Source organism: Rhodopseudomonas telluris, from assembly GCF_042432815.1.
Taxonomy (GTDB): Bacteria; Pseudomonadota; Alphaproteobacteria; order Rhizobiales; family Xanthobacteraceae; genus Rhodopseudomonas; species Rhodopseudomonas telluris.
The window spans coordinates 178,067-200,041 of the sequence record NZ_JBHLWM010000008.1; the positions used below are offsets into that span (position 1 = coordinate 178,067).

Below are 21,975 nucleotides of genomic sequence, written 5' to 3' on the forward strand. Positions count from 1 at the left end.
GCCATGATATCGACCACCGCCAACCCTACCGACGGGCTCGATTCGACGGCGTCGCCTCTTGCGGCGCCGAATGTGTCTCCCGTCCCCGCAAGATCGAGCGCGGCCATCGTCGCCGCTGAACGGAGTTGGCCATGGCGTCAGTGAACGGATCCCCGCAGTTTCAGGAAGCCTACACGTTCGATGACGTGCTGCTGAAGCCCGGCCTGTCGGACGTGCTGCCGTCCGAAGTCGACATCCGCTCGCGCATCACCCGCTCGGTCTCGTTGAACGTCCCGATCATTGCCTCCGCGATGGACACCGTCACCGAGGCGCGGATGGCGATCGCGATGGCGCAGGCCGGCGGCATCGGCGTGATCCACCGCAACTTCGATCCGGAAGGTCAGGCCGCGCAGGTCCGGCAGGTCAAGAAGTTCGAATCCGGCATGGTGGTCAATCCGCTGACGATCAGCCCCGATGCCAAGCTCGCCGATGCGCTGGCGCTGATGAACCAGTACGGGTTCTCTGGCATTCCGGTGGTCACCGGCGCCCAGGGCCACGGCCCCGGCAAGCTGGTCGGTATCCTCACCAACCGCGACGTCCGCTTTGCGACCGATCCGTCGCAGAAGGTGTCGGAGCTGATGACGCATCAGAATCTCGTCACGGTGCGCGAGGGCGTCAGCCAGGACGAAGCCAAGAAGCTGCTGCATCAGCATCGCATCGAGAAGCTGCTGGTCGTCGACGATCAATATCGCTGCGTCGGCCTGATCACCGTCAAGGACATGGAGAAGGCGGTCGCGCATCCGCTGGCGTCCAAGGACGCGCAGGGTCGTCTACGCGTCGCAGCAGCGACCACGGTGGGCGAGGGCGGTTATGAGCGCACCGAGCGGCTGATCGAAGCCGGCGTCGATCTCGTCGTCGTCGACACCGCGCACGGCCATTCGGCCCGCGTGCTCGAAGCGGTGACGCGGATCAAGCGCATCTCCAACGCCGTGCAGGTGATCGCCGGCAACATCGCGACCCGCGAGGGCGCTCAGGCGCTGATCGATTCCGGCGCGGACGCGGTGAAGGTCGGCATCGGCCCGGGCTCGATCTGCACCACCCGCATGGTCGCCGGTGTCGGCGTTCCCCAGCTCACGGCCATCATGGACGCGGTCGAGGCCTGCAAGAAGGCCGACGTGCCGGTGATTGCCGACGGCGGCATCAAGTACTCCGGCGATCTCGCCAAGGCTCTGGCGGCCGGCGCCGACATCGCCATGGTCGGCTCGCTGCTCGCTGGTACCGACGAGACGCCCGGCGAAGTCTTCCTGTGGCAGGGCCGCTCCTACAAGGCATATCGCGGCATGGGCTCGGTCGGCGCGATGGCGCGCGGCTCGGCCGACCGCTACTTCCAGCAGGACATCAAGGACACGCTGAAGCTGGTGCCGGAAGGCGTCGAGGGCCAGGTGCCGTACAAGGGTCCGGTCGGCAACGTCGTGCATCAGCTTGCCGGCGGCCTGCGCGCCGCGATGGGTTATGTCGGTGCCAAGGACCTCGGCGAATTCCACAGCAAGGCCCAGTTCGTCCGCATCACCGGCGCCGGCCTGCGCGAAAGCCACGTCCACGACGTCACCATCACCCGCGAAAGCCCGAACTACCCGGGCGGGGTGTGAGGTGCGAGCCCATATCGTATTGGCACATCCGGAGCCGGCTTCTTACAACGCTCATCTTGCAGCGACCGCGCAGCGGGTGCTTGCCGAGCAGGGATGGACAGTCACGGTCTCTGATCTTTACGCGATGGGGTTCGATCCTTGCGAAGCGGCGAGGCACTTTGTGCACCCGAACGATCCCAATCGGTTCGACGCGCAAAGCGAGCAGCGGCACGCCTCCGCGAACCACACGCTGCCGAACCATGTCGCGGATGAGATAGCTCGGCTCGATCAGTCCGATCTCGTGATTTTGCAGTATCCGATGTGGTGGCATATGCCGCCGGCGATCCTGAAGGGCTGGTTCGATCGGGTGTTCGCCTATGGCGAGATCTACACAAGCCGGATGCGGTTCGAAAACGGCCGCTTCAAAGGCAAGCGGGCGATGCTGTCGGTGACGGTCGGCACCAGCGAGGCGACCTACGCCTACAATGGCCGTAGTGGAGACATCGACCTGATGCTGTGGCCGGTCAATTTCAACTTGGCCTATGTGGGGTTCGACGTTGTCAAGCCGTTCGTGGCCTATGGGGTCGAAAGCGGGATTCGCTATTCCGATCCGGAAACGATCGAGGCGCGGCTCCGGGACATCGTCGTGGATTGGAGCCGAGCCCTGCAAACGATCGGCGAACGCCCCAACGTGCCGTTCAACCGCATGGCGGAGTGGGGCGAGGATGGACGGATCATTTCGACCGCTCCGAGTTATTCGCCGTTCATGCGCCACCAGCCCTAGGCCAACGCAGAACTGCGTTCCCCGACGTTAGCCGGTTTGTTGGCAATCTTCTCCGCAGTTGGCGAATTGGATGCAGTCGCATACAATCCGGCCTCCAAGCCCGCTCTCTCAATAAGCCCTAAAAAAGGAAACGCAATGTCCAAGGCCAAGCGTATCGTTCTTGCCTCGCGTCCGGTCGGTGAGCCGACCGCGGCGAATTTCCGCCTCGAGGAAGTCGACGTGCCAACGCCAGGCGAGGGACAGGTGCTGCTGCGGACGATCTGGCTGTCGCTCGATCCCTATATGCGCGGCCGCATGAGCGACGGCCCGTCCTACGCCCAGCCGGTTCCGGTCGGCGGCGTAATGGAAGGCGGCACGGTGTGCGAAGTGATCGACAGCAAGAGCCCCGGATTCGCCAAGGGCGATATCGTGCTGGCGCACAGCGGCTGGGCGACGCACGCGGTGGCCGACGCCAAGCCGCTGCGTAAGATCGATCCGTCGCTCGGTCCGATCTCGACCGCGGTCGGCGTGCTCGGCATGCCCGGCATGACCGCCTACACCGGTCTGCTCGACATCGGCCAGCCGAAGGAAGGCGAGACTGTCGTGGTCGCCGCGGCATCCGGCGCGGTCGGTTCGGCGGTCGGGCAGATCGCTAAGATCAAGGGCGCACGCGCGGTCGGTATCGCCGGCGGCAAGGAGAAGTGCGACTACGTCAAGAAGGAGCTCGGCTTCGACGACTGCCTCGATCATCGCGATCCCGATCTCGCCGCCAAGCTGAAGGCGGCGTGCCCGAACGGCATCGACGTGTACTTCGAGAATGTCGGCGGCGAAGTGTTCGAGGCGGTGTTCCCACTGTTCAACAATTTCGCCCGCATGCCGGTGTGCGGTCTGATCGCTCAGTACAACGCGTTCGAGACTCCGCCCACCCCGAAATGGGCGACGGCGTTGATGCGTCATGTGCTGACCAAGCGGCTCAACATCCGGGGCTTCATCGTCAGCGACTTCGCCGGCCGGCGTCAGGAGTTTCTCCGCGAGATGTCGGAATGGGTGCGCGACGGCAAGGTGAAGTACAAGGAGTTCGTCACCGAGGGTGTCGAGAGCGCGCCGGAGGCGTTCATTGGCCTGCTCAAGGGCGCGAATTTCGGCAAGCAGCTGGTTCGCGTCGGCGCCGACAAGGCGTAACGCGTGAGCTAGATCACGCGATAGCGGATCGCGTAGTCGTCGCGGACGGCCTTGGGCCGGCTCTGCGACGTCACGCGGTCCGCCACGTGCCACGGGCCGAAAATCGCGGTGCGGCTTGGATTGGCGGCAAGCCGCAGCTTGAACAAATGCTGGCCCTCGCCGGGTAGATTCAGGATCACCAGCCGGTCGGCGGTGCGGAATTCGATCGGCACCGAGCCGCGCAACACGGCGTGGCCGTCGGCCAGCGCGGCGGTGCTTTGCAGCTTGGCGATGGTCTGGTTGCGGTCGGTGTGCAGCTCGATCTGGGCGTCGCGGCCGAGCGCCGCGACGGCGGATGGCGGCAGCCGGATCTCGAATTCGACCGCAGGCTTGGCGCTGTTCAGACCGAGGAAGTCGAACGCGGCGTGGCGGACGTCGTGCACCACGAAGGCGAGCAGGGCGCAGGCGAAGGCCAGCGCGCCCCCGTGCTTGACGATGTCGCGGGCGCTCCGCTCGCGTCGGCCGAAATACAGCCACAGCACGATCGCCACCGCGCCGGCCGCGGCTGCTCCGGCCAGCGCCGAGGTCGCGATCCCGGCGGTATCGGCGGTGAGGCCGAAGCTGCGGCCGGGGTCGGCGATCGTGTCCGCGATCGTGGCGCCGATCGTTTCCACCATGTTTGCCAAATCGCCCACCCGCGCCTCCGTCGCTGTCCGCCCGCCGTCAGGCGTGGGTCGGGGCTGCGCTGGCGCCGGTTCAATGCGCAGGCCCGATTTGTCATAATCCGGCGGCGCGGCTAAGAGGGCCCGAACACACGGGAGCTTTCGATGTCGGTTCAGATGGTGCTGCTGCCGGTCTTCGCGCTGATCGGGCTGGCGTTCGCTCTCATGCTCGGCGGTTTTGCGACTCGGTCAAAGGCCGCGTCCGGCGCATCGGATCGGTCGGCACAGCTCGGCGAAGGGCTTCGCGACCAGTTCGAATTGCCGGTGCTGTTCTATGTGCTGGTGGCAATCGCGCTGCCGCTCCGGCGGATGGATCTCGTGCTGGTGCTGCTGTCCTGGGTGTTCGTGGTCGCGCGCTATGCCCACGCCGGCGTGCTCGTCACCTCCAACGATGCGGGACGTCGCGGCCCGGTGTGGCTGGCCGGCGCGCTGGTGCTGCTGGCGATGTGGCTGTACTTCGCGCTGCGCATTCTGCTCCTGATTTGACCGGCGCTGTGCGCCTTCGACGATTTGAAAGTCTGCCATGACCCCCGCCGCCCGGCTGTCCGCAGCCATCGACCTGATCGCCGCCATCGATGCGCAGCGGATCCCGGCCGCCAAGGCCCTCAAGGAGTGGGGCACGGCGCATCGCTACGCCGGCTCCGGTGACCGCGCCGCGATCGCCGGTTTGGTGTGGGACGTGCTGCGCCGACGGGCCTCCAGCGCCTTTGTGATGGACGCGGACACGCCGCGCGCCCGCGTGCTCGGCATGTTGAAGCTGGAGCGCGGGCTCGATACCGAGGCGGTCGCCGCACTGTGTGACGGCGGCCGCTTCGCGCCGGAACCGCTGACCGACGCCGAACGCGCCGCGCTGACGACGCGCACGCTCGAGGGCGCGCCGCCGCATGTCGCCGGCGACTATCCGGAATGGCTCGACGACCAGCTCGCCGCGCTGTTCGGCGACCAGCGTGTCGCCGAGGCGGCCGCGATGGCCAGCCGCGCGCCGCTCGATCTGCGCGTCAACACGTTGAAGGGCAAGCGCGACAAGGTGGCGGCATCGCTGAAGCATCTCGGCGCCACGGAGACCCCGTGGTCGCCGCTCGGGCTGCGCATCGAGCTCGGGGCCGACGCCCGCAACCCGGGCATCCAGGCCGAGCAGGATTTCATCAAGGGCGCCGTCGAGGTGCAGGACGAGGGCTCCCAGCTCGCGGCGCTGCTGTCGGGCGCGAAGCCCGGCGAGCAGGTGATCGACCTCTGCGCGGGAGCGGGCGGCAAGACGCTGGCGCTGGCCGCGATGATGCAGGGTAAGGGCCGGCTGATCGCCACCGACTCGGACAAGCGCCAGCTCGCGCCGATCCACGAGCGGCTGTCGCGCGCCGGCGTGCACAACGCCGAGGTGAGAGCGCCGAAGGGCGACGCCGATCCGCTTGCCGACATCAAGGGCAGCGCCGATCTGGTGCTGGTCGATGCGCCGTGCACCGGCACCGGCACCTGGCGCCGCAACCCCGACGCCAAATGGCGGATGCGCCCCGGCGCGCTGGAGATTCGGCTGAAGGACCAGGCCGAGGTGCTGGCGCGCGCCGCCAGGCTGGTGAAGCCGGGCGGACGCATCGCCTATGTCACCTGCTCGGTGCTGCCGGCGGAGAATGTCGAGCAGGTGAGGGCCTTTGTGGCCGCGCATCCCGACTTCACCCCGACCCCGCCAGCCGAACTGGCCGCCGCGCTGTGGGACAAAGCCGACGCTTTCCTGGCCGCCACCTGGCCGACCCCCGAAGGCCTCCTGCTGACCCCGCGCCGCACCAGGACGGACGGCTTTTTCATCAGCGTCCTGAAGCGCAAAGCCTAGCCCCAAGCACGGCGCGCTCCCTCTCCCGCTCGCGGGAGAGGGTTGGGGTGAGGGCGCCCCGAGCACTGAACGTCGGTTTCGCGCAGGCGCGGTCAGAGGTCAGACCCGCCGTTTTTCCCCGTTGCGAGCCGCGCCCCGGTCGCGTATTTGCTGCCCATGACAGCCCCCAGCACATCCTCCGCCTCCGTGGTCCCGTCCGGGGCCGACACCTCGCCGCATGTCGCCGCGATCCATGAAAAGATCCTGATCGTCGACTTCGGCTCGCAGGTTACCCAGCTGATCGCCCGCCGCGTTCGCGAGGAGGGCGTCTATTCCGAGATCGTGCCGTTCCAGAAAGCCGAAGCCGCCTTCGCCGAGATGAAGCCGAAGGCCGTGATTCTGTCCGGCGGTCCTGCCTCGGTGCTCGACGACAACGCGCCCAGCGCGCCGATGGCGATCCTCGAAGCCGGCGTGCCGGTGCTCGGCATTTGTTACGGCGAGCAGACCATGGCGCAGCAGCTCGGCGGTACCGTCGAGGCCGGCCACCACCGCGAATTCGGCCGCGCCCAGATCGAGATCACCGACGACTGCGCGCTGTTCGACGGCGTCTGGCAGAAGGGCGGCACCTACGACGTCTGGATGAGCCATGGCGACCGCGTCACCAAGCTGCCTGAGGGCTTTCGCGGCGTCGCCAAGGCGCCGGGCTCGCCCATTTCGGTCATCGCCGACGATACCCGCAAATTCTACGCGATGCAGTTCCACCCGGAGGTGGTGCACACGCCGGACGGCGCGAAGATCCTGCGCAACTTCGTCCGCAAGGTCGCGGGGCTGACCGGCGACTGGACGATGCGCGCCTTCCGCGAGGAAGCGATCGAGAAGATCCGCGCCCAGGTCGGCAGCGGCAAGGTGATCTGCGGCCTGTCGGGCGGCGTCGACTCGGCGGTCGCGGCGGTGCTGATCCATGAAGCGATCGGCGATCAGCTCACCTGCGTGTTCGTCGATCACGGCATGCTGCGCAAGGACGAGGCCAAGACCGTCGTCGACCTGTTCCGCCATCACTACAACATCCCGCTGGTTCACGTGGATGCGTCGGAGACCTTTCTCGGCGCGCTGAAGGGCGTTACCGATCCGGAGCAGAAGCGCAAGATCATCGGCAAGCTGTTCATCGACGTGTTCGACGCCGAGGCCAAGGTGGTCGGCGGCGCTGATTACTTAGCGCAAGGCACGCTGTATCCCGACGTGATCGAGAGCGTGTCGTTCACCGGCGGCCCGTCGGTGACGATCAAGTCGCACCACAATGTCGGCGGCCTGCCTGAACGCATGAACATGAAGCTGGTCGAGCCGCTGCGCGAATTGTTCAAGGACGAGGTGAGGGCGCTCGGCCGCGAGCTCGGCCTGCCCGACGTGTTCGTCGGCCGCCACCCGTTCCCGGGCCCCGGCCTTGCGATTCGTTGCCCCGGCGAGATCACCGCCGAGAAGCTCGACATCCTGCGCAACGCCGACGCCGTCTACATCGACCAGATCCGCAAAGCCGGCCTCTACGACAAAATCTGGCAGGCCTTCGCCGTGCTGCTCCCGGTCAAGACCGTCGGCGTGATGGGCGATGGGCGGACCTATGAGTACGTCGTGGGCCTACGCGCTGTGACTTCGACGGACGGCATGACCGCCGATTTCTACCCGTTCGACATGGCGTTCTTGGGCGCGACCGCGACGCGGATCATCAACGAGGTGAAGGGCGTCAATCGGGTGGTGTACGACGTGACGAGCAAGCCGCCGGGGACGATCGAGTGGGAGTGAGTGGTAGTCTATCCGGACAGTCGCGTCGGTGCACGATCCCAGTCGCTACTGTTGATTGGCGACGTCGCGAGCAAGGTCAATGAAGGCCCTGAACGCTGCCGAGGGATTGCGTCGGCTCGGGTAGTATAGGCAGAGCGGGGCAAGTGGTGGCGTCCAGTCTTCGAGGACGCGGACGAGACGCCCCGTCGCGATGTCATCGCGAACGTCCGATTCCATGAAGAAGCCGATGCCGAAATCTTCAAGCGCGGCTATCCGCGCGAGGCTGGCCTCATCAAGCGTGATTGAGCCTTCAACATCGATCAGGACCGATTGTCCGTCCTTCTCGAAATGCCATCGGTACAGTGCTCCATTGGGCAGCCGAACGCGGACGCAAGAATGCTTCAGTAGATCGGGAGGAACACGCGGTTCCGCATTGTTCCGAAGGTAAGCGGGCGAGCCCACTGCCGCGTAACGTCGAGGACGCCCCAGCGGGATCGCGATCATGTCGCTGGGAACGAGGTCCGCATTTCGGATACCGATGTCGAATCCATCGGCGACGATGTCAACAAGCCTGCCCTCGGTCACGAGATCGACATGCACTTGGGGATGGCGTCGGAGAAATGGCAGAAGAAGGGGCGACAGAATCTCACGCGCGGCGGTTGCGTAGGCATTGATCCGCAGCGTCCCCGATGGTGTCTCCTGCTGCGATCGCGCGCCTTCGATTGCATCGTGAAGGTCTTGGAGCGCAGGGCCGATCTTATCGACGAAGTTACGCCCGGCATCGGTAAGGGAGACGCTTCGCGTCGTCCGGTTGAACAAGCGGACCCCGAGCTGGCGTTCCAGCTTGCCAATCGCGTTGCTCAGCGCGGTCGTCGACATCCCCAAATCGATTGCTGCCGCCCGAAACGACCCCCTGCGCGCAATGGCGAGGACGGAATCGAACTCGATCAAACTGTGGCTAGCCATTGTCCTGCTTTTCGCAACGTCGCGTTACGCTTTATCCTGATTATCAATGCCAACGTCCATCCCTAAGTTCGCCTGAGGCGAGGGCAGATCGTCACTGACGATCCCGCCAATCTGGCCAAGCCTCACGATGGAGAAAAACGATGGCTGTGGAACTCCCTAAAGCAATTGCCGAGTACTTCGCTGCGGACAAACAGCAACCGGCCGAAGCTGTTTCGCATTGCTTCACCGAAGATGCGGTGGTTCGGGACGAAGGTATTACCAACGCTGGCCGCAGCGCCATTCGGCAATGGAAGGCGGACACTTCTCAAAAATACACTTACACCAGCGAACCCGTCGCGATCGCGCGCGAAGGCGATCGCACGATCGTCACGAGCCATCTCGTCGGCAATTTTCCCGGTAGCCCGCTCGATTTGCGCTATGTCTTCGTTCTGGAGGGCGAGAAGATCGCGGCATTGGAGATCGCGCCATGAGCGCGGACGTCCAGATCTTAGGGCAGACCGCAAGGATCATCCCGTTTCTCAGCTTGGAGGGGAAACGGGCGTTGATCACGTCCGGCACTCGCGGTGCCGGAGCCGCGACGGTCGCTCTCTTTCGTGAACTCGGCGCGCAGATAGTTACGACCGCCCGGACCCAGCCCGCTGACTTGCCAGACTCGCTGTTCGTCGCTGCCGATCTGACCAGTACCGAAGGCTGTGCCGCACTAGCTGCCGCCGTGCGGGAGCGCATGGGAGTCGTGGACATCATCGTCCATATGTTGGGCGGTTCTTCCGCTCCCAGCGGTGGTTTCGAGGCGTTGAACGACGAGATCTGGCGCAAGGAGCTTGATCTGAATCTCATGCCTGCAGTGCGACTGGATCGAGAACTCGTTCCAAGCATGGTGTCGCGCGGCACTGGCGTCGTCATCCACGTAACATCCATTCAACGTCAACTGCCGCTGCCGGAGGCGACAACGGCCTACGCGGCGGCAAAGGCGGCCCTGTCGACTTACAGCAAGAGCCTTTCAAAGCAGGTGTCACCTCACGGCGTCCGCGTCGTTCGGGTGTCCCCCGGCTGGATTGAGACCGAGGCCTCTATTGATCTGGCGACGCGGTTGGCGGCGGATCACGGCGGTGATGTCGAGCAAGGCAAGAAGATGATCATGGAATCGCTAGGCGGGATACCAATCGGTCGTCCCTCGAAGCCCGAGGAAGTGGCAAGCCTGATCGCATTCCTGGCGTCCGATCGGGCTAGTACCATCACAGGGACGGAGTATGTAATCGACGGCGGAACGGTGCCGGTAGTTTGACCGAATCAACCGGCCGTAGCGCGCCGACAGGCTCTGCGGCGCGGCGGTGTGCTCGGCAATCGCTGCGATGCATCAGCCGCGCCACCGCGCGTTTTCCGCGATCTTCGCGCAGGGCAAAGATCGACCAGCACCCGGCAAGAGTTTCCCGCACTGAGCCGGTCGCGATGTCCGAGGCGCTGCCTTTCCTAGCGGAAACAAAGAAAAACATCACGGTGCCGGATGGCATGGTGGTTGCTTCGATCTGGTCGAAGGATCGGATCGAAGGTACGACATGAGCATTGCCGGAGTTGGGTCGTATGCGGCTCAAATCATCAATCCCTGGACCAGCGGTACCAAGAGTGCGTCGGCAGCGATGGCCTCTGCCGACGGGATGCAGCCGACGTCGGACAGCGGCGGTGTGCAGAAGACCGACTTCACCCAGATGACTCGTAAGCAGCTGTTCGACTGGATGAACAGCAAGATCGCCAGCGGCGAGATGACGTTCGACGAAAGCTCCACCTTCCTCAGCATGACCGTGAGTTTTCGGACCGACAGCACCAACGCCGGCATCGATGATACGCAGAAGGTCGATTTCACGCAGTTGGTCCGCGACGGGATGGCGCGGGCACAGAAGACCAATGAATCCGATCTGTTCACTCGCCTGCAGACGGCGCTCAACACCATGCAGCGTTATCAGGGCGAAGTCAGAGGCGTAAACATCACCGCCTGAGCGCTTTCTGCAGCATGTCGGGTTGCGTGACCGGCGGTCGTTTCCACGCGCGCTCGGAACGATCGCGCATGATACGTGGCGGTCATTCGCCCTTGCGTCCTTGGCTCAATCTTGGGAAGGGCAGGCTGCCGACATGGCAGTCCCGTATCGCCCCGCCATCGCCCGCACCATCTCCGCCATCGTCTCACGTAGCTCCGCCGGCTCCAGCACTTCAGCCTCCGGCCCGAGCCGCAGCAGCTCGGCGGCCGCGTGCCAGGACGTTGTGCCGACCGGGATCCTCGCGACGCGCCAGCCGTCGGCGTCGGCTGCATCGTCGAGTTGCGTGCGCGCTTTGACGTAAGGCTGGCTCAGCGCATTCAGCAGCTTCACGCCGAGCGAGGACAGCCGGACAACCGCTACGTTAGGGTGAAGTTCTGCTTCCATGCGTAGCGTCGCGCTGCGCCAGTAGGCGGCGAGATCGAAATCGGGCGGGCGCGGGAAGGGGGCGTCGAGCGCGGTGCAGTCGAGCACGCGGGCGATGCGATAGGTCCGGACGTTGCCGTCGACATGTCCGGCGAGATACCAGCCGCCGCCCTTGAGCACGAGGCCGAGCGGCGCGACGCGGCGGCGCTTCTGTCCGCGCCAGCTCTGGTAGCGGATCTCGATGAAGGTGCCGCGCAGCACGGCGCCGGCGATGATGCGCAAGTGCTTCGGCTCATCGGCTTCGCTGAACCAGCCGGGGGCGTCCAGATAGAAGCGCTCCTGCATGCGCGCGGCGTCGTCGCGCAGGTTCGCCGGCAGCGCGGCCATCAGCTTGTTCTGGCCGGCGATCATCGCCGCATCGAGCCCGAGCGCGGCGGCGGGGCCGGGCAGGCCGGCGAGGAACAGCGCGCCGGCTTCGCTTTGCGACAGCCCGTTCAGCCGCACACGATAGCCGTCGAGCAGCCGATAGCCGCCCTCCGCGCCGCGGTCGGCATAGACCGGCACGCCGGACGCGGCGAGCGCATCGATGTCGCGATAGATCGTGCGCACCGACACTTCGCAGGCCTCGGCCAGCTCCGGCGCAGTGACCCGGCCCTTGGCCTGCAGGGTGGTGAGGATCGACAGCATTCGGCTCGCGCGCATGGTTCATTGAACCATACCTGACATAAGATGTCAGGTATGGGATGCTACGACACCGGTCTCGCAAGCTCGCTGAGGGAGACCATCGTGACCGATCCGAACCGACTGACCCTGTTCTATTCGCCGCAGAGCCGGGCGACCGGCATGCGCGTGCTGCTCGAGGAGCTCGGCGCGCCATACGACTTGCATGTGCTCAACATGAAGGCCGGCGAGCAGCGGCAGCCCGGCTACCTCGCGGTCAATCCGCTCGGCAAGGTGCCGGCAATCCGCCGCGGCGACGCGCTCGTCACCGAGCAGGTCGCAATCACGATCTATCTGGCTGACCTGTTTCCGCAGGCCGGTCTCGCGCCATCACTCGACGATCTGCTGCGCGGCCCGTATCTGCGGTGGATCGCCTATTACGGCTCGACGTTCGAACCGGCGGTGGTCGACAGGTTCATGCAACGCGAGCCGGGGCCGGTCGAGATGTCGCCCTATGCCGACTACGACACGATGCTCGGCGCGCTCGAAACGCAGCTTGCGACCGGACCATATCTGTTCGGCGACCGCTTCACGGCGGCGGACGTGCTGTGGGGGATTGCATTGAACTGGACGCTGAGTTTCGGCCTGGTGCCGAAGCGCGACGCGTTCGTGCGCTACGCCGAACGGCTCACCGCGCGACCTGCGTTCCAGCGCGTCAACGCTGCCGATGCGGAGATGGCTGCGCAGCACGCCGCAGCATTAGGGAGCTAACTGCGGCGGAGTGACGGCGTCGTCCATCAGCTGCCCGCGGTCCCGGCACCGCCCGTCAGCGCTTCGCTGATCTGCCACAGCCGAAGGTTGGCCCCGGCATCGCGCGCCTGGGCGGGGGCGGTGAGCGGCTTGCGATCGCCGAAATACTGACCGCTGACATTCGCCAGTTCAGGGGCGTCGGCGAGATACAGCACGCGGCGCGCGGCGCGTTCGGGCGACGGGATCGCCCAGCCGCCCAGCCGGATGAGAAGCTTCCAGAACAGCCCCTGTGCGCCGTCGGTGCCGCCGAGATTCGATCTGAATACGCCCGGAAATACGCAATTCACCGTCACGCCGCTGCCCTGCAGCCGGCGCGCCAGCTCGAAGGTGAAATGCAGATTGCCGAGCTTGGACTGGCCGTACCCCTTCATCATGCGGTAGGGGCGCCGCTCCCAGTTCAGATCGTCGAAATCCATCGCGGTGTCGATGCGGGTGCCGACGTTGACGATCCGCGCCGGCGCGCTGGCTTTCAGCCGATCCAGTAGCAGCATGGTCAGGAGAAACGGGCCGAGATGATTGACCGCCAGCGCGCACTCGATCCCCTGAGGACTGAGCTTTCGCTCCGCAAAGGCGGTGCCGGCATTGTTGATCAGTAAGTCGAGGCGATCGAAACGGTCCAGCACGGCCTGAGCCAAGGCGCGGATCGTGAGCTGATCCGCCAGGTCAGCGGTAAACAGATGAAGATCGTCGTTGCCCGTCGAGGCGCGGATCTCCGCAAGCGCAGCCGCCCCGCGTGCGCGGTCGCGGACCACCAGGCCGACGCGAAGACCCTCGGCCGCCAGCGCTATCGCGATGGCTTTGCCGAGCCCCGAATTGGCGCCGGTGACCAGCGCCGTCCTCTTCCCTCCAGCGCTTGCGCTCATCGATCCCTTGGTCCTGCCCGATGCCGATTAGGTCGCAGGTCATCCGCGGAGGCGAACTCTTTGAAACGTTCATCATGATAGCACAATGCCAGGGCGCGCGCCGCGAATAGGCGGACGTGCGGCGTCGCACGGCTGCACTAAGGATCCCGAGCGCAGGCTCAGCGGGGCGCGAGGGCCATTCCGTAGAGGATCATGCATGCCCCTTGGGGGCGATCGGACGCGAGCTGCGCGGCGATATCCACGATGGTGCCCTGGATGACACGCGTCTCCGGCGAGCCGAGGCTTTCGACGATTGCTGCCGGTGTCGACGGCGCGAGCCCGTGCGCCAGCAGGCGCTCGACGAGGGCGGGGAAGGTCGCCTTGCCCATGTAGATGCAGGTCGTCGCAGCCGGGTCGGCGAGCGCGGCGATGTCGAGATCGTCGGGCAGGCGTCCGTCGACATCGTGGCCGGTGACGAGTTGCACGCGCCGCGCCACGCCGCGTTTGGTGAGCGACGCGCCGAGCGCTGCCGCGGCCGCGGTCGCGGTGGTGATGCCCGGTACGATCTCGACCGCGATCCCGGCGTCGCGCACCGCCCGCAGTTCTTCATCCGACCTGGCGAACACCGCCGGATCGCCGGCCTTCAACCGCACCACGCGCTTGCCGCTACGCGCATAGGCGACGAGCAGCCGGCTGACTTCGTCCTGCCGCGGCGACGGATGGCCAGCGCGCTTGCCGACGGCGACGAGTTCGGCCTCGGGAGCGACGAAGGACATGAAGTCTTCGCCGGCGAGATCGTCGTACAGCACGACCTCGGCGGCCTGCAGCCGCTGGATCGCGCGCAGCGTCAGCAGATCGGCATCGCCGGGCCCGGCGCCGACCAACGCGACGCTGCCGGGAGCAAAGGATGAGTTCGGACGGGCAGGTGTCACGCGGCGTGCTCCTGCGCGCTGTCGATCATATGGAAGAAGGTGCCGGTGACACGGCCACGGCGGCTGCCGGTCTCGGCCGTGGCGGTGCCGGAGGCGTCGCGGATGCTGGCGAGCGGCTCGTCAGAAACAGAGACGACGCGCGCGTAGTGATACTCGTGACCGCGCAGCACGGTGCCGGCGGCGTGGCCGGCGGCGGGCGCGTGCAGCGTCGCGACGCGATAACCCAGATGCAGCTTGCGCTGCGCGAAGTCGGTCTCCAATCCGAGCAGGCCGGCCATGGCGTGGCGCGTGCCGTCGGCATCGATGAGTCCGGCGCCGAGCGCCATGTAGCCGCCGCACTCGCCGTGGACCGGGCGCGTTTCGGCGAAGGCGCGCAGGCCCGCCATGAATCGCGACGCCGCGGCGAGGCGACCGGCGTGGAGTTCGGGATAGCCGCCTGGCAGCCAGGTGGCGTCGCAGCTGTCGTCGGGCGCTTGGTCGGCGAGCGGCGAGAACGGCACGATTTCGGCGCCGGCCGCGCGCCAGCCGGCGACGAGGTGCGGGTAGATGAAGGAGAACGCATCGTCGCTGGCGAGCGCGATGCGCTGGCCCGGCGGCGTGAAGCCCGGCGTCGCCGGCGCCTCGAAGCGGGCCGGCTGCGCCAGCTGTTCGAACGTGGCGAGATCGATGCCTTGCTCGGCCAGCGTCGCCAGCGCCTCCAGCCGTTCGGCGAGTTGCTCATGTTCGCGTGCCTGCACCAGGCCGAGGTGACGGTTCTTGATCGACTGGCTGGTGTGGCGCGCCAGCGTGCCGAGCACGGGGATCGGATGCGCCGCAAAGCCGGCGCGCACCAACGCTTCGTGCCGCGCGCTGGCGACGTTGTTGAGGATGACGCCAGCGACGGTCACGTCGGGCCGATAGCGCGCAAAGCCGAGCGCGATCGCGGCGGCGGATTGTGATTGCCCGGCGACGTCGATCACCAGCACCACCGGCCAGCCGGTCGCGGCCGCGATATCAGCCGTGGCGCCGTGACCCCAGGCGCCGGGATGGCTGCCGCCGTCGAACAAGCCCATGACGCCCTCGGCAATACTAAGATCAGCGTCGGCCGCAGCGCCGAGGAGCGCGGCCACGCGGCCGCGGCTGAACGCCCAGGAGTCGAGATTGTAGCAGGGCCTGCCTGCGGCAGCCGTGTGAAACGCCGGGTCGATGTAGTCCGGCCCGCATTTGTATGGCTGCATGACGCGGCCGCGCCGGCGCAGCGCTGCGAGCAGCGCCAGCGTCACCGTGGTCTTGCCACTGCTGGTCGATGGCGCTGCGATGATGAGCCCGCGCGGGTGGTTAGTCACGGGCGACATCGTCCTGCGCCGCGCGGCGATAGCGGCGATCGTAACCCGCATCGTACAACGCGCTGTCGCGAAACTCCGTGGCCGCCAGCGCGGGACCGACCAAAATCAGCGCGGTACGATCGATCCCGGCCGCAGCGACATCTGCGGCGATCGTCGCCAGCGTGCCGCGGATGATCTGCTCCTCCGGCCAACTCGCGCGAACCACGACGGCGACCGCGCAGTCGTCGCCGTAATGCGGCCGCAGCGTTCCGACGACCTTGTCCAGCACATGCACCGACAGATGGATCGCCAGCGTCGCACCGGTCGCCGCATAGGCGTCGAGCTTCTCGCGCGGCGGCATCGCCGACGCGCGGCCGGAGGTTCGCGTCAGCACGACGGTCTGGGCGACTTCGGGCAGCGTCAGTTCGCGGCCGAGCGCGGCCGCAGCAGCAGCGAAGGACGGCACGCCGGGCGTCACCGTGTAGGCGATGCGGTGCGCTTCGAGCCTGCGGATCTGTTCGCCCATCGCGCTCCACACCGACAGATCGCCCGAGTGTAGCCGGGCCACGTCGTGACCGGCCTGATCGGCCGCAACGAACTCCGCCGTGATGGCGTCGAGATCGAGCGGCGCGGTGTCGACGATGCGGGCATTCGGCGGGCACTGCGCGATGATTTCGCGCGGCACCAGCGAGCCGGCGTAGAGGCAGACCGGGCAGCGCCGCACTAGATCTTGCCCGCGCACCGTGATCAGATCGGGCGCGCCGGGGCCGGCGCCGATGAAGTGGACGGTCATCAGTTGATCTCCTCGATCGCAACCGCGGCGGTGGCTTGGCGGTCGCGCGACACTAAGCGGGGCACGGCGAGGCGCGCGGTGGCGCCTGCGGCTGCCAGCGCTGCTGCTTCACAGACGCTGCCGACGCCGCGGGCCTTGGCGACGCGCGCCGAATGCGTGGTGATACGCGCTGCAGCCTGTTTCAACGCACACTCGTCGATGGCGAGGCAGGGGAGTGCCGCAGCTTTGGCCTCAGCGATCAGCGGCGGATACAAACTCTTGTCGCTCGGAGCGGCGAGCAGCGTCGGCCGCGCGGGCGCCGCGGCGTCACGCGCGGCGGCGATGACTTCGGCGATCGACGCCTGCGGCGCTGCCGCGCGAAAGCCGAGACCGATCACCACGCGCGTCATTTGCGAACGCTCCACTGCACCACCGGGATCGCGGCGCGCCACGCGGTCAGGCCACCGACCGGCGCTGCGCGTTCGACGCCGAGCCGCAGCAACTCGCCGCCGTGGCGCGCATGCCAGGCGATCAGCAGCGCTTCGCTTTCCAGCGTCACCGAATTCACCACAAGTCGGCCGCCGTCAGGCAGCGCCTCCCAGACGGCATCGAGCACGCCGGGCCGGCCGGCGCCGCCGCCGACAAACACCGCGTCCGGCGTTGGCAGACCGGCAAGCGCTTCCGGCGCCTGGCCGAGACGCAGATCGAACTGCGGCACGCCGAGCGCCTCGGCATTGGCGCGGGCATTCGCCAGCCGATCCGCGCGCACCTCGATGCCGATCGCACGGTTACTCCGCGCCGCCAGCAGCCATTCGATGCCGATCGAGCCCGAGCCGGCGCCGATGTCCCACAGCAGTTCGCCGCCCGTCGGCGCCAGGCTCGACAGCGTCACGGCGCGCACCTCGCGCTTGGTGAGTTGGCCGTCGGTCTGAAACAGCGCATCGCGCAAGCCGGAAGTGACGGGAATGATCGCGGCGTCGGGCTCGGCTGCGACCGCAATGCCGAGCGCGACCGGCGCGGTGATATCGGTGAAGGCGAGGGCGGCGGCGGTGGACTGGCGGACACGCTCGCGTGGGCCGCCGAGCGCTTCGAGCACGGTGAGCTGCGAGCCGCTGAATTTCGAACTCGTCAGATAGGCCGCGATCTGCGCCACCGCCGCGCCGTCGCGGACCAGCACGATCAGCCGCGCGTTGGGCCGCAAATGAGATCGCAGCGCTGCAATCGGCTGAGCATGCAGGCCGAGCGTGATCGTGTTCTCCAGGCGCCAGCCGAGCCGCGCGGCGGCCCATGCGAACGTCGAGGGCGCGGGGAGTGCGGTCCATTCCTCCGGCGCGAGATGATCGGCGAGGACGGCGCCGGCGCCATGCCAGAACGGATCGCCCGAGCACAGCACGACGACGCGGCGCCCGCGCTGCGCCAGCACCTCGGGCAGCGAGTCCGAGAACGGCACGCGCCATGGCAACGCCGGTCTGCCGAGCGCGCTCACCATCGCCAGATGACGCTCGCCGCCGATCAGCAGCTCGGCCTGCGTCAGCAGCGCGCGTGCTTTTTCTGAAAGGCCCTCGAAGCCGTCCTCGCCGATTCCGACGATGGACAGCCACGGCGTCGTCGTGTCATCGCTGAGGGCCATGATCCCTCGCTCGAACCAGTCTTTGCGCCTGTTGATCCTCGGCGGCACCGCCGATGCGAACCGTCTTGCCGCGGCGGTGGCGGCCGAGCCGCGGATCGCCGCGGTGCTGTCGCTCGCCGGGCGGACCGAGGCGCCGAAGCTGCCGCCGATTCCGTCGCGCGTCGGCGGCTTCGGCGGCGTCGCTGGCCTCGTCGATTACTTGCGCGCAGAACGGATCGACCGCGTTGTCGACGCGACACATCCATTCGCCGCGCAGATGAGCCGCAACGCGGTGGACGCCTGCGCCGCCGCCGGCGTGCCGCTGCTGGCACTCGAACGCGTGCCATGGACGGCACAGAGTGGCGATCGCTGGACCGAGGTCGATGATCTGCCGGCAGCGGCTGGCGCGCTTGGCGATGCGCCGCGCCGGGTATTCCTCGGCATCGGCCGGCAGAACCTCGATCTGTTCGCGGCCCAGCAGCATCACTTCTATCTGGTTCGGCTGGTCGATCCGCCGCGCGGTCCGCTGCCGTTGCCGAATGTCGAAGTCATCATCGCGCGCGGACCTTTCGACCGCGCCAGTGATCGCGCGCTGCTCGCCGCGCATCGCATCGAGATCGTCGTGGCGAAGAATGCCGGCGGCGAGGCTGCGGTGGCGAAGATCGAAGCCGCGCGCGATCTCGGGCTGCCCGTGGTGATGGTACGCCGGCCGGCGATCCCGCCGCGGCGCACGGTCGGCAGCGTCGCCGAAGTGATGCACTGGCTCGCTCACGACAGCACTCCGACCGACCGCGGCGTGTAGACGAAGCGCGCGCCGTCGCGGCGTTCGATGATGCGGGTTTGCGACGAGCCGATCATCACCACAGTTCGCATGTTGGCGCGGTCCGGCTGCGCCTCGCCGAGCGGGACGACATCGATCTGCTCCTGCGGCGCGCTCACCGCGGTGGCGAAGATCACCGGCACCGAAGCAGGATGAATGCTCCGCAGCAGCTTGAAGGCAGCTTCGAGCTGCCACTGCCGCGCCTTCGAAATCGGATTGTACAGCGCGATGACAAAGTCGGCCTCGGCGGCGGCGCGCAGGCGCTTCTCCACGGTTTCCCAGGGCTTGAGATTGTCCGACAGGTTGATGGCGCAGAAATCGTGGCCGAGCGGGGCGCCGATGCGGGCCGCGGCGGCGAACATCGCGCTGACGCCGGGTAGCACGCGGATGTCGAGATCGCGCCACGCCGGCTCGCCGGCCTCGACCGCCTCGAACAGCGCCGCAGCCATCGCGAACACGCCGGGGTCGCCGGAGGAAACGATGACGACGCGGCGGCCCTCTGCGGCGAGCTTCAGCGCGAACGCAGCGCGGTCGATCTCCTCGCGATTGTCCGACGCATGCCGGCGCACGTCACGTCCAGCGTCGACGCGCGCCACATAGGGCGCGTAGCCGACCAGGTCGGTTGCGGCGGCGAGGGCGGCGGTGACTTCCGGCGTGATCAGTTCCGGTGCGCCGGGGCCGAGGCCGACGACGATCAGCGAGCCGCTCATGGCCGTCGTCCCTGGCCGTGGACAAGGATCATCGAAAAATAGGGCGCCTCGTCGGTCTGTTTGTCGGCGAGGCGGAGCACGGTCTCGCCGGCCATCGCGCCGCGCTCGACATAGATGGCGCGGTCGAGCAGGCCGACGTCCTGCAGGATGCGCCGCACCTTCGGCAGATTGCGGCCGAGCTTCATGATTACCACGGCGTCGCTGGTGCGCACCACCTCGGCGAGCCGCTCGGCGCGCAGCGTCGCCGGCACCACGCAAAGCACGTCGTCGCCGTAAGTAATCGGCGTGCCGCTCGCGGTCCAGCATGCCGCCATGCCGGAGATGCCCGGCACCACCACGACCGGCACCGTGCCGACCAGCCGGTGATACAAATGCATGAACGAGCCGTACAGAAACGGATCGCCTTCGCACAGCACGACGACGTCGCGGCCGCTTGCGACGTGAGCCGACAGCCGGGCGACGCATTCTTCGTAGAAGCTGCGCAGCGTCGCCGCATAGGCCGGATCGTCGAGCGCAATCTCGGTGGTCACCGGATAGTCGAGCGGCTCCTCGATCGCGTCGCTCGCCAGCAGGCCGTTGACGATGGTGCGCGCGTGGCCGGCGCGGCCGGCCTTGCGGAAGTAAGCGACGACCTTGGCGGCGCCGACCAGCCGCGCGGCGCGTACGCTCATTAGGTCCGGATCGCCGGGGCCGACGCCCACGCCGTAGACGGTCGGCTTGCTCATTCGCGTTCGCTCGCCAGCGCGTTGATGGCCGCTGCCGCCATCGCGCTGCCGCCGCGGCGGCCGCGCACCACCACGCAGGGGACTGGAGCAGCTTCGAGCAGCGCTTCCTTGGATTCCGCGGCGCCCACAAAGCCGACGGGAATTCCGATGATCGCGGCGGGTCTAGGCGCGCCGGGCTCGCCGAGGATCTCGAGCAGGCGGAACAGCGCGGTCGGCGCATTGCCGATCGCCACCACCGCGCCGTCCAGACGCTCGCGCCAGAGTTCGAGCGCGGCGGCCGACCGGGTGGTCTTCAGCTCAGCGGCGAGTCCCGGCACGCGGGGATCGCTCAGCGTGCAGATCACATCGTTGTCGGCCGGCAGCCGCTTGCGGGTGACGCCATTGGCGACCATCTGCGCGTCGCACAGGATCGGCGCGCCGGCCCGGAGTGCGGCGCGGCCGGCGGCGACGAAGTCGCCATGAAACACGATGTCGTCGGCGACATCGACCATGCCGCTGGCGTGAATGATCCGCACCGCGATCGTCTCGGCATCGGACGCAAAGCGCGCGAGCTTGGCCTCGGCTCGGATGATGGCGAAGGACTGGCGATAGATCGCATCGCCGTCGGTCTCGTAGACGTAGGTCATCGCGCTTCTCCGCGGACGAGTTCAGGGACCGCGTCGGTGGGCGCGTCGAGCCACGGCGCGATTGGCAGGCCGGCGGCCAGCGACAACTGCGTGAGCACCGCGCGAGCCGATCGCGCATCGGAACGGTGGCACAGCGCCGCCAGTCGGCGCAGCGTGGTGCGCGGCAGGTTGGAGAGCGCATCGAGTGCCGGATCTGCCGGGTCGGCTGCCGCAACAACGGCGAGCGCGATCCGCCGGTCGCGGGCGCTGGCTGCTACGCCCTCGATGCCGCGGCGCCAATCGTCGAGGCCATGCGGGAGATGGATCAGTACGGCGCGGGCGGTCGCGATGGCGGCGCGGAGGTCAGCCTCCGGATGTGGCAGCAGCCGCTGCACCTTTGCAAGATACAGAGCCGGCAGATCGCAACCGGCGCCATGCCACGCCAAGGCATAACGCGCCAGCTCGGCATCCGAACAGGAGATCATGACGAGATCGGCCGGACGCGCGAGCGCAGACGCCGGATCGGATCCGGCGCGCTCATCGGACGAGACAATCGAAAGCGGCATTGCGCCGTATCCGTCGGTTGATCATCGCGCGCTGCGATGATGCGAAACCGGCGAACGGACCTGCACTCCGAACGGCCGAACTTCACCCCGGAACACCCCGCCCGGAATGGCGTCAATCAGCAGGCGACGGCAGGTCTCCTGGCTCACGGGTCGTCGCCAGCGCAGCCTTCCCGGAAACATCCAGTGGCGTGTTGCGATGGCTCGCCGTTCACAGTTGCGGGGGCAGCTTCGGCACGTCGCATCCGAGCAGGATGCCGGCTTCCGATATTCCCTCTTCGTCCCGTCCGAAGACAGGAACCGTCGGCAGGCCGATGTTTGGTCTGAAAACCACGGGGTGTCAATCGAGCTTACCGCCCGGCCGACGGTCGTTTCGGCGTAATAATTTCGCACCCGCTTGCGATGGATCAAGACGGAGCGCTGCGGAC

The 21,975-nt window shown here is 67.2% G+C and carries 24 protein-coding genes and 1 riboswitch; of the genes, 11 read left to right on the forward strand and 13 right to left on the reverse strand.

What is annotated here, in order from left to right:
* Nucleotides 1-131 precede the first annotated feature (131 nt).
* The 3 genes from guaB to curA all read left to right on the forward strand — a co-directional run bounded on the left by guaB (nt 132) and on the right by curA (nt 3,552).
* The gene (gene guaB, locus ACFFJ6_RS18475; protein ID WP_378390503.1) at nt 132-1,628 is read left to right on the forward strand and encodes an IMP dehydrogenase; all 1,497 of its coding nucleotides are present in this window, start codon (nt 132-134) and stop codon (nt 1,626-1,628) included.
* A gap of 19 nt (nt 1,629-1,647) precedes the next feature.
* On the forward strand, nt 1,648-2,391 hold the full coding sequence (locus ACFFJ6_RS18480) for an NAD(P)H-dependent oxidoreductase (protein ID WP_378390505.1): 744 nt from the start codon (nt 1,648-1,650) through the stop codon (nt 2,389-2,391).
* A 135-nt stretch (nt 2,392-2,526) separates the two neighbouring features.
* Nucleotides 2,527-3,552: an NADPH-dependent curcumin/dihydrocurcumin reductase gene (gene curA, locus ACFFJ6_RS18485; protein ID WP_378390507.1), complete on the forward strand. Its 1,026-nt coding sequence runs from the start codon at nt 2,527-2,529 to the stop codon at nt 3,550-3,552.
* Nucleotides 3,553-3,560: 8 nt separating this feature from the next.
* Here curA and ACFFJ6_RS18490 read toward each other — a convergent pair whose 3' ends face one another.
* Nucleotides 3,561-4,226 carry an acriflavin resistance protein gene (locus ACFFJ6_RS18490; protein WP_378390509.1) on the reverse strand — a complete coding sequence of 222 codons (666 nt, stop codon included), beginning with the start codon at nt 4,224-4,226 and terminating at the stop codon, nt 3,561-3,563.
* 132 nt (nt 4,227-4,358) lie between these two features.
* Here ACFFJ6_RS18490 and ACFFJ6_RS18495 point away from each other — a divergent pair, with 132 nt between their 5' ends.
* From ACFFJ6_RS18495 to guaA, 3 genes are all read left to right on the forward strand, one after another.
* Entirely contained in the window at nt 4,359-4,739 is a 381-nt protein-coding gene (locus ACFFJ6_RS18495; protein WP_378390511.1) for an MAPEG family protein, read from the forward strand.
* Between the two features lie 37 nt (nt 4,740-4,776).
* Nucleotides 4,777-6,078, forward strand: coding sequence for an RsmB/NOP family class I SAM-dependent RNA methyltransferase (locus ACFFJ6_RS18500; RefSeq protein ID WP_378390513.1), 1,302 nt, complete (start codon nt 4,777-4,779; stop codon nt 6,076-6,078).
* Between the two features lie 156 nt (nt 6,079-6,234).
* A complete protein-coding gene (guaA, locus tag ACFFJ6_RS18505; protein WP_378390515.1) occupies nt 6,235-7,854 on the forward strand; it encodes a glutamine-hydrolyzing GMP synthase in 1,620 nt (539 codons plus the stop codon).
* Nucleotides 7,855-7,899: 45 nt separating this feature from the next.
* Here guaA and ACFFJ6_RS18510 read toward each other — a convergent pair whose 3' ends face one another.
* Nucleotides 7,900-8,799 (reverse strand): LysR family transcriptional regulator, encoded by a 900-nt coding sequence (locus ACFFJ6_RS18510; RefSeq protein ID WP_378390517.1) that lies wholly within the window; start codon nt 8,797-8,799, stop codon nt 7,900-7,902.
* Nucleotides 8,800-8,939: 140 nt separating this feature from the next.
* Between ACFFJ6_RS18510 and ACFFJ6_RS18515 the strand changes: the two genes are divergently transcribed.
* From ACFFJ6_RS18515 to ACFFJ6_RS18525, 3 genes are all read left to right on the forward strand, one after another.
* Nucleotides 8,940-9,269 carry a nuclear transport factor 2 family protein gene (locus ACFFJ6_RS18515; protein ID WP_378390519.1) on the forward strand — a complete coding sequence of 110 codons (330 nt, stop codon included), beginning with the start codon at nt 8,940-8,942 and terminating at the stop codon, nt 9,267-9,269.
* A gap of 35 nt (nt 9,270-9,304) precedes the next feature.
* Entirely contained in the window at nt 9,305-10,084 is a 780-nt protein-coding gene (locus tag ACFFJ6_RS18520; protein ID WP_378392193.1) for an SDR family oxidoreductase, read from the forward strand.
* Nucleotides 10,085-10,355: 271 nt separating this feature from the next.
* Nucleotides 10,356-10,793 carry a hypothetical protein gene (locus ACFFJ6_RS18525; RefSeq protein ID WP_378390521.1) on the forward strand — a complete coding sequence of 146 codons (438 nt, stop codon included), beginning with the start codon at nt 10,356-10,358 and terminating at the stop codon, nt 10,791-10,793.
* Nucleotides 10,794-10,898: 105 nt separating this feature from the next.
* Here ACFFJ6_RS18525 and ACFFJ6_RS18530 read toward each other — a convergent pair whose 3' ends face one another.
* A complete protein-coding gene (locus ACFFJ6_RS18530) occupies nt 10,899-11,897 on the reverse strand; it encodes a helix-turn-helix transcriptional regulator (protein WP_378390523.1) in 999 nt (332 codons plus the stop codon).
* 84 nt (nt 11,898-11,981) lie between these two features.
* Here ACFFJ6_RS18530 and ACFFJ6_RS18535 point away from each other — a divergent pair, with 84 nt between their 5' ends.
* On the forward strand, nt 11,982-12,626 hold the full coding sequence (locus ACFFJ6_RS18535; RefSeq protein ID WP_378390525.1) for a glutathione S-transferase family protein: 645 nt from the start codon (nt 11,982-11,984) through the stop codon (nt 12,624-12,626).
* A 26-nt stretch (nt 12,627-12,652) separates the two neighbouring features.
* On the opposite strand, the gene ACFFJ6_RS18540 is transcribed toward ACFFJ6_RS18535, so the two are convergent.
* The 6 genes from ACFFJ6_RS18540 to cbiE all read right to left on the reverse strand — a co-directional run bounded on the left by ACFFJ6_RS18540 (nt 12,653) and on the right by cbiE (nt 18,145).
* Nucleotides 12,653-13,528 (reverse strand): SDR family NAD(P)-dependent oxidoreductase, encoded by an 876-nt coding sequence (locus ACFFJ6_RS18540; protein ID WP_378390527.1) that lies wholly within the window; start codon nt 13,526-13,528, stop codon nt 12,653-12,655.
* Between the two features lie 158 nt (nt 13,529-13,686).
* Nucleotides 13,687-14,439 carry a uroporphyrinogen-III C-methyltransferase gene (cobA, locus tag ACFFJ6_RS18545; RefSeq protein WP_378390529.1) on the reverse strand — a complete coding sequence of 251 codons (753 nt, stop codon included), beginning with the start codon at nt 14,437-14,439 and terminating at the stop codon, nt 13,687-13,689.
* Nucleotides 14,436-15,773 (reverse strand): cobyrinic acid a,c-diamide synthase CobB, encoded by a 1,338-nt coding sequence (locus ACFFJ6_RS18550; protein ID WP_378390531.1) that lies wholly within the window; start codon nt 15,771-15,773, stop codon nt 14,436-14,438. Before ACFFJ6_RS18550 ends, cobA begins: the two co-directional genes overlap by 4 nt.
* Complete coding sequence (cobM, locus tag ACFFJ6_RS18555) at nt 15,757-16,536, reverse strand: precorrin-4 C(11)-methyltransferase (RefSeq protein ID WP_378390533.1); 780 nt, start codon at nt 16,534-16,536, stop codon at nt 15,757-15,759. The genes ACFFJ6_RS18550 and cobM overlap by 17 nt, the downstream gene beginning before the upstream one ends.
* Nucleotides 16,536-16,925 (reverse strand): cobalamin biosynthesis protein, encoded by a 390-nt coding sequence (locus tag ACFFJ6_RS18560; RefSeq protein ID WP_378390534.1) that lies wholly within the window; start codon nt 16,923-16,925, stop codon nt 16,536-16,538. Before ACFFJ6_RS18560 ends, cobM begins: the two co-directional genes overlap by 1 nt.
* Nucleotides 16,922-18,145 (reverse strand): precorrin-6y C5,15-methyltransferase (decarboxylating) subunit CbiE, encoded by a 1,224-nt coding sequence (gene cbiE / locus ACFFJ6_RS18565; RefSeq protein ID WP_378390536.1) that lies wholly within the window; start codon nt 18,143-18,145, stop codon nt 16,922-16,924. The genes ACFFJ6_RS18560 and cbiE overlap by 4 nt, the downstream gene beginning before the upstream one ends.
* 31 nt (nt 18,146-18,176) lie before the next feature.
* On the opposite strand from cbiE, the gene ACFFJ6_RS18570 reads away from it, so the two are divergent.
* On the forward strand, nt 18,177-18,926 hold the full coding sequence (locus tag ACFFJ6_RS18570; protein ID WP_378392195.1) for a cobalt-precorrin-6A reductase: 750 nt from the start codon (nt 18,177-18,179) through the stop codon (nt 18,924-18,926).
* Here ACFFJ6_RS18570 and cobJ read toward each other — a convergent pair.
* Genes cobJ through ACFFJ6_RS18590 form a run of 4 tightly spaced genes read right to left on the reverse strand, consistent with a single transcriptional unit; the run spans nt 18,893 to nt 21,550 of the window.
* Nucleotides 18,893-19,654 (reverse strand): precorrin-3B C(17)-methyltransferase, encoded by a 762-nt coding sequence (cobJ, locus tag ACFFJ6_RS18575; RefSeq protein ID WP_378390538.1) that lies wholly within the window; start codon nt 19,652-19,654, stop codon nt 18,893-18,895. The genes ACFFJ6_RS18570 and cobJ overlap by 34 nt on opposite strands.
* Nucleotides 19,651-20,379: a precorrin-2 C(20)-methyltransferase gene (locus ACFFJ6_RS18580; protein ID WP_378390540.1), complete on the reverse strand. Its 729-nt coding sequence runs from the start codon at nt 20,377-20,379 to the stop codon at nt 19,651-19,653. The genes cobJ and ACFFJ6_RS18580 overlap by 4 nt, the downstream gene beginning before the upstream one ends.
* The gene (locus ACFFJ6_RS18585) at nt 20,376-21,005 is read right to left on the reverse strand and encodes a precorrin-8X methylmutase (RefSeq protein ID WP_378390542.1); all 630 of its coding nucleotides are present in this window, start codon (nt 21,003-21,005) and stop codon (nt 20,376-20,378) included. Before ACFFJ6_RS18585 ends, ACFFJ6_RS18580 begins: the two co-directional genes overlap by 4 nt.
* Complete coding sequence (locus ACFFJ6_RS18590) at nt 21,002-21,550, reverse strand: hypothetical protein (protein WP_378390544.1); 549 nt, start codon at nt 21,548-21,550, stop codon at nt 21,002-21,004. The genes ACFFJ6_RS18585 and ACFFJ6_RS18590 overlap by 4 nt, the downstream gene beginning before the upstream one ends.
* A gap of 111 nt (nt 21,551-21,661) precedes the next feature.
* Nucleotides 21,662-21,867: riboswitch (cobalamin riboswitch) on the reverse strand.
* Nucleotides 21,868-21,975: the final 108 nt, after the last annotated feature.

What these genes read in the sequence shown, in the direction of transcription:
- guaB (WP_378390503.1), top strand. Translation starts at nt 132, where the DNA reads ATGGCGTCAGTGAACGGATCCCCGCAGTTTCAGGAAGCCTACACGTTC.
- curA (WP_378390507.1), top strand. Translation starts at nt 2,527, where the DNA reads ATGTCCAAGGCCAAGCGTATCGTTCTTGCCTCGCGTCCGGTCGGTGAG.
- ACFFJ6_RS18495 (WP_378390511.1), top strand. Translation starts at nt 4,359, where the DNA reads ATGTCGGTTCAGATGGTGCTGCTGCCGGTCTTCGCGCTGATCGGGCTG.
- ACFFJ6_RS18500 (WP_378390513.1), top strand. Translation starts at nt 4,777, where the DNA reads ATGACCCCCGCCGCCCGGCTGTCCGCAGCCATCGACCTGATCGCCGCC.
- guaA (WP_378390515.1), top strand. Translation starts at nt 6,235, where the DNA reads ATGACAGCCCCCAGCACATCCTCCGCCTCCGTGGTCCCGTCCGGGGCC.
- ACFFJ6_RS18510 (WP_378390517.1), bottom strand. Translation starts at nt 8,799, where the DNA reads ATGGCTAGCCACAGTTTGATCGAGTTCGATTCCGTCCTCGCCATTGCG.
- ACFFJ6_RS18515 (WP_378390519.1), top strand. Translation starts at nt 8,940, where the DNA reads ATGGCTGTGGAACTCCCTAAAGCAATTGCCGAGTACTTCGCTGCGGAC.
- ACFFJ6_RS18525 (WP_378390521.1), top strand. Translation starts at nt 10,356, where the DNA reads ATGAGCATTGCCGGAGTTGGGTCGTATGCGGCTCAAATCATCAATCCC.
- ACFFJ6_RS18530 (WP_378390523.1), bottom strand. Translation starts at nt 11,897, where the DNA reads ATGCGCGCGAGCCGAATGCTGTCGATCCTCACCACCCTGCAGGCCAAG.
- ACFFJ6_RS18540 (WP_378390527.1), bottom strand. Translation starts at nt 13,528, where the DNA reads ATGAGCGCAAGCGCTGGAGGGAAGAGGACGGCGCTGGTCACCGGCGCC.
- ACFFJ6_RS18550 (WP_378390531.1), bottom strand. Translation starts at nt 15,773, where the DNA reads ATGTCGCCCGTGACTAACCACCCGCGCGGGCTCATCATCGCAGCGCCA.
- cobM (WP_378390533.1), bottom strand. Translation starts at nt 16,536, where the DNA reads ATGACCGTCCACTTCATCGGCGCCGGCCCCGGCGCGCCCGATCTGATC.
- ACFFJ6_RS18560 (WP_378390534.1), bottom strand. Translation starts at nt 16,925, where the DNA reads ATGACGCGCGTGGTGATCGGTCTCGGCTTTCGCGCGGCAGCGCCGCAG.
- cbiE (WP_378390536.1), bottom strand. Translation starts at nt 18,145, where the DNA reads ATGGCCCTCAGCGATGACACGACGACGCCGTGGCTGTCCATCGTCGGA.
- cobJ (WP_378390538.1), bottom strand. Translation starts at nt 19,654, where the DNA reads ATGAGCGGCTCGCTGATCGTCGTCGGCCTCGGCCCCGGCGCACCGGAA.
- ACFFJ6_RS18580 (WP_378390540.1), bottom strand. Translation starts at nt 20,379, where the DNA reads ATGAGCAAGCCGACCGTCTACGGCGTGGGCGTCGGCCCCGGCGATCCG.
- ACFFJ6_RS18585 (WP_378390542.1), bottom strand. Translation starts at nt 21,005, where the DNA reads ATGACCTACGTCTACGAGACCGACGGCGATGCGATCTATCGCCAGTCC.
- ACFFJ6_RS18590 (WP_378390544.1), bottom strand. Translation starts at nt 21,550, where the DNA reads ATGCCGCTTTCGATTGTCTCGTCCGATGAGCGCGCCGGATCCGATCCG.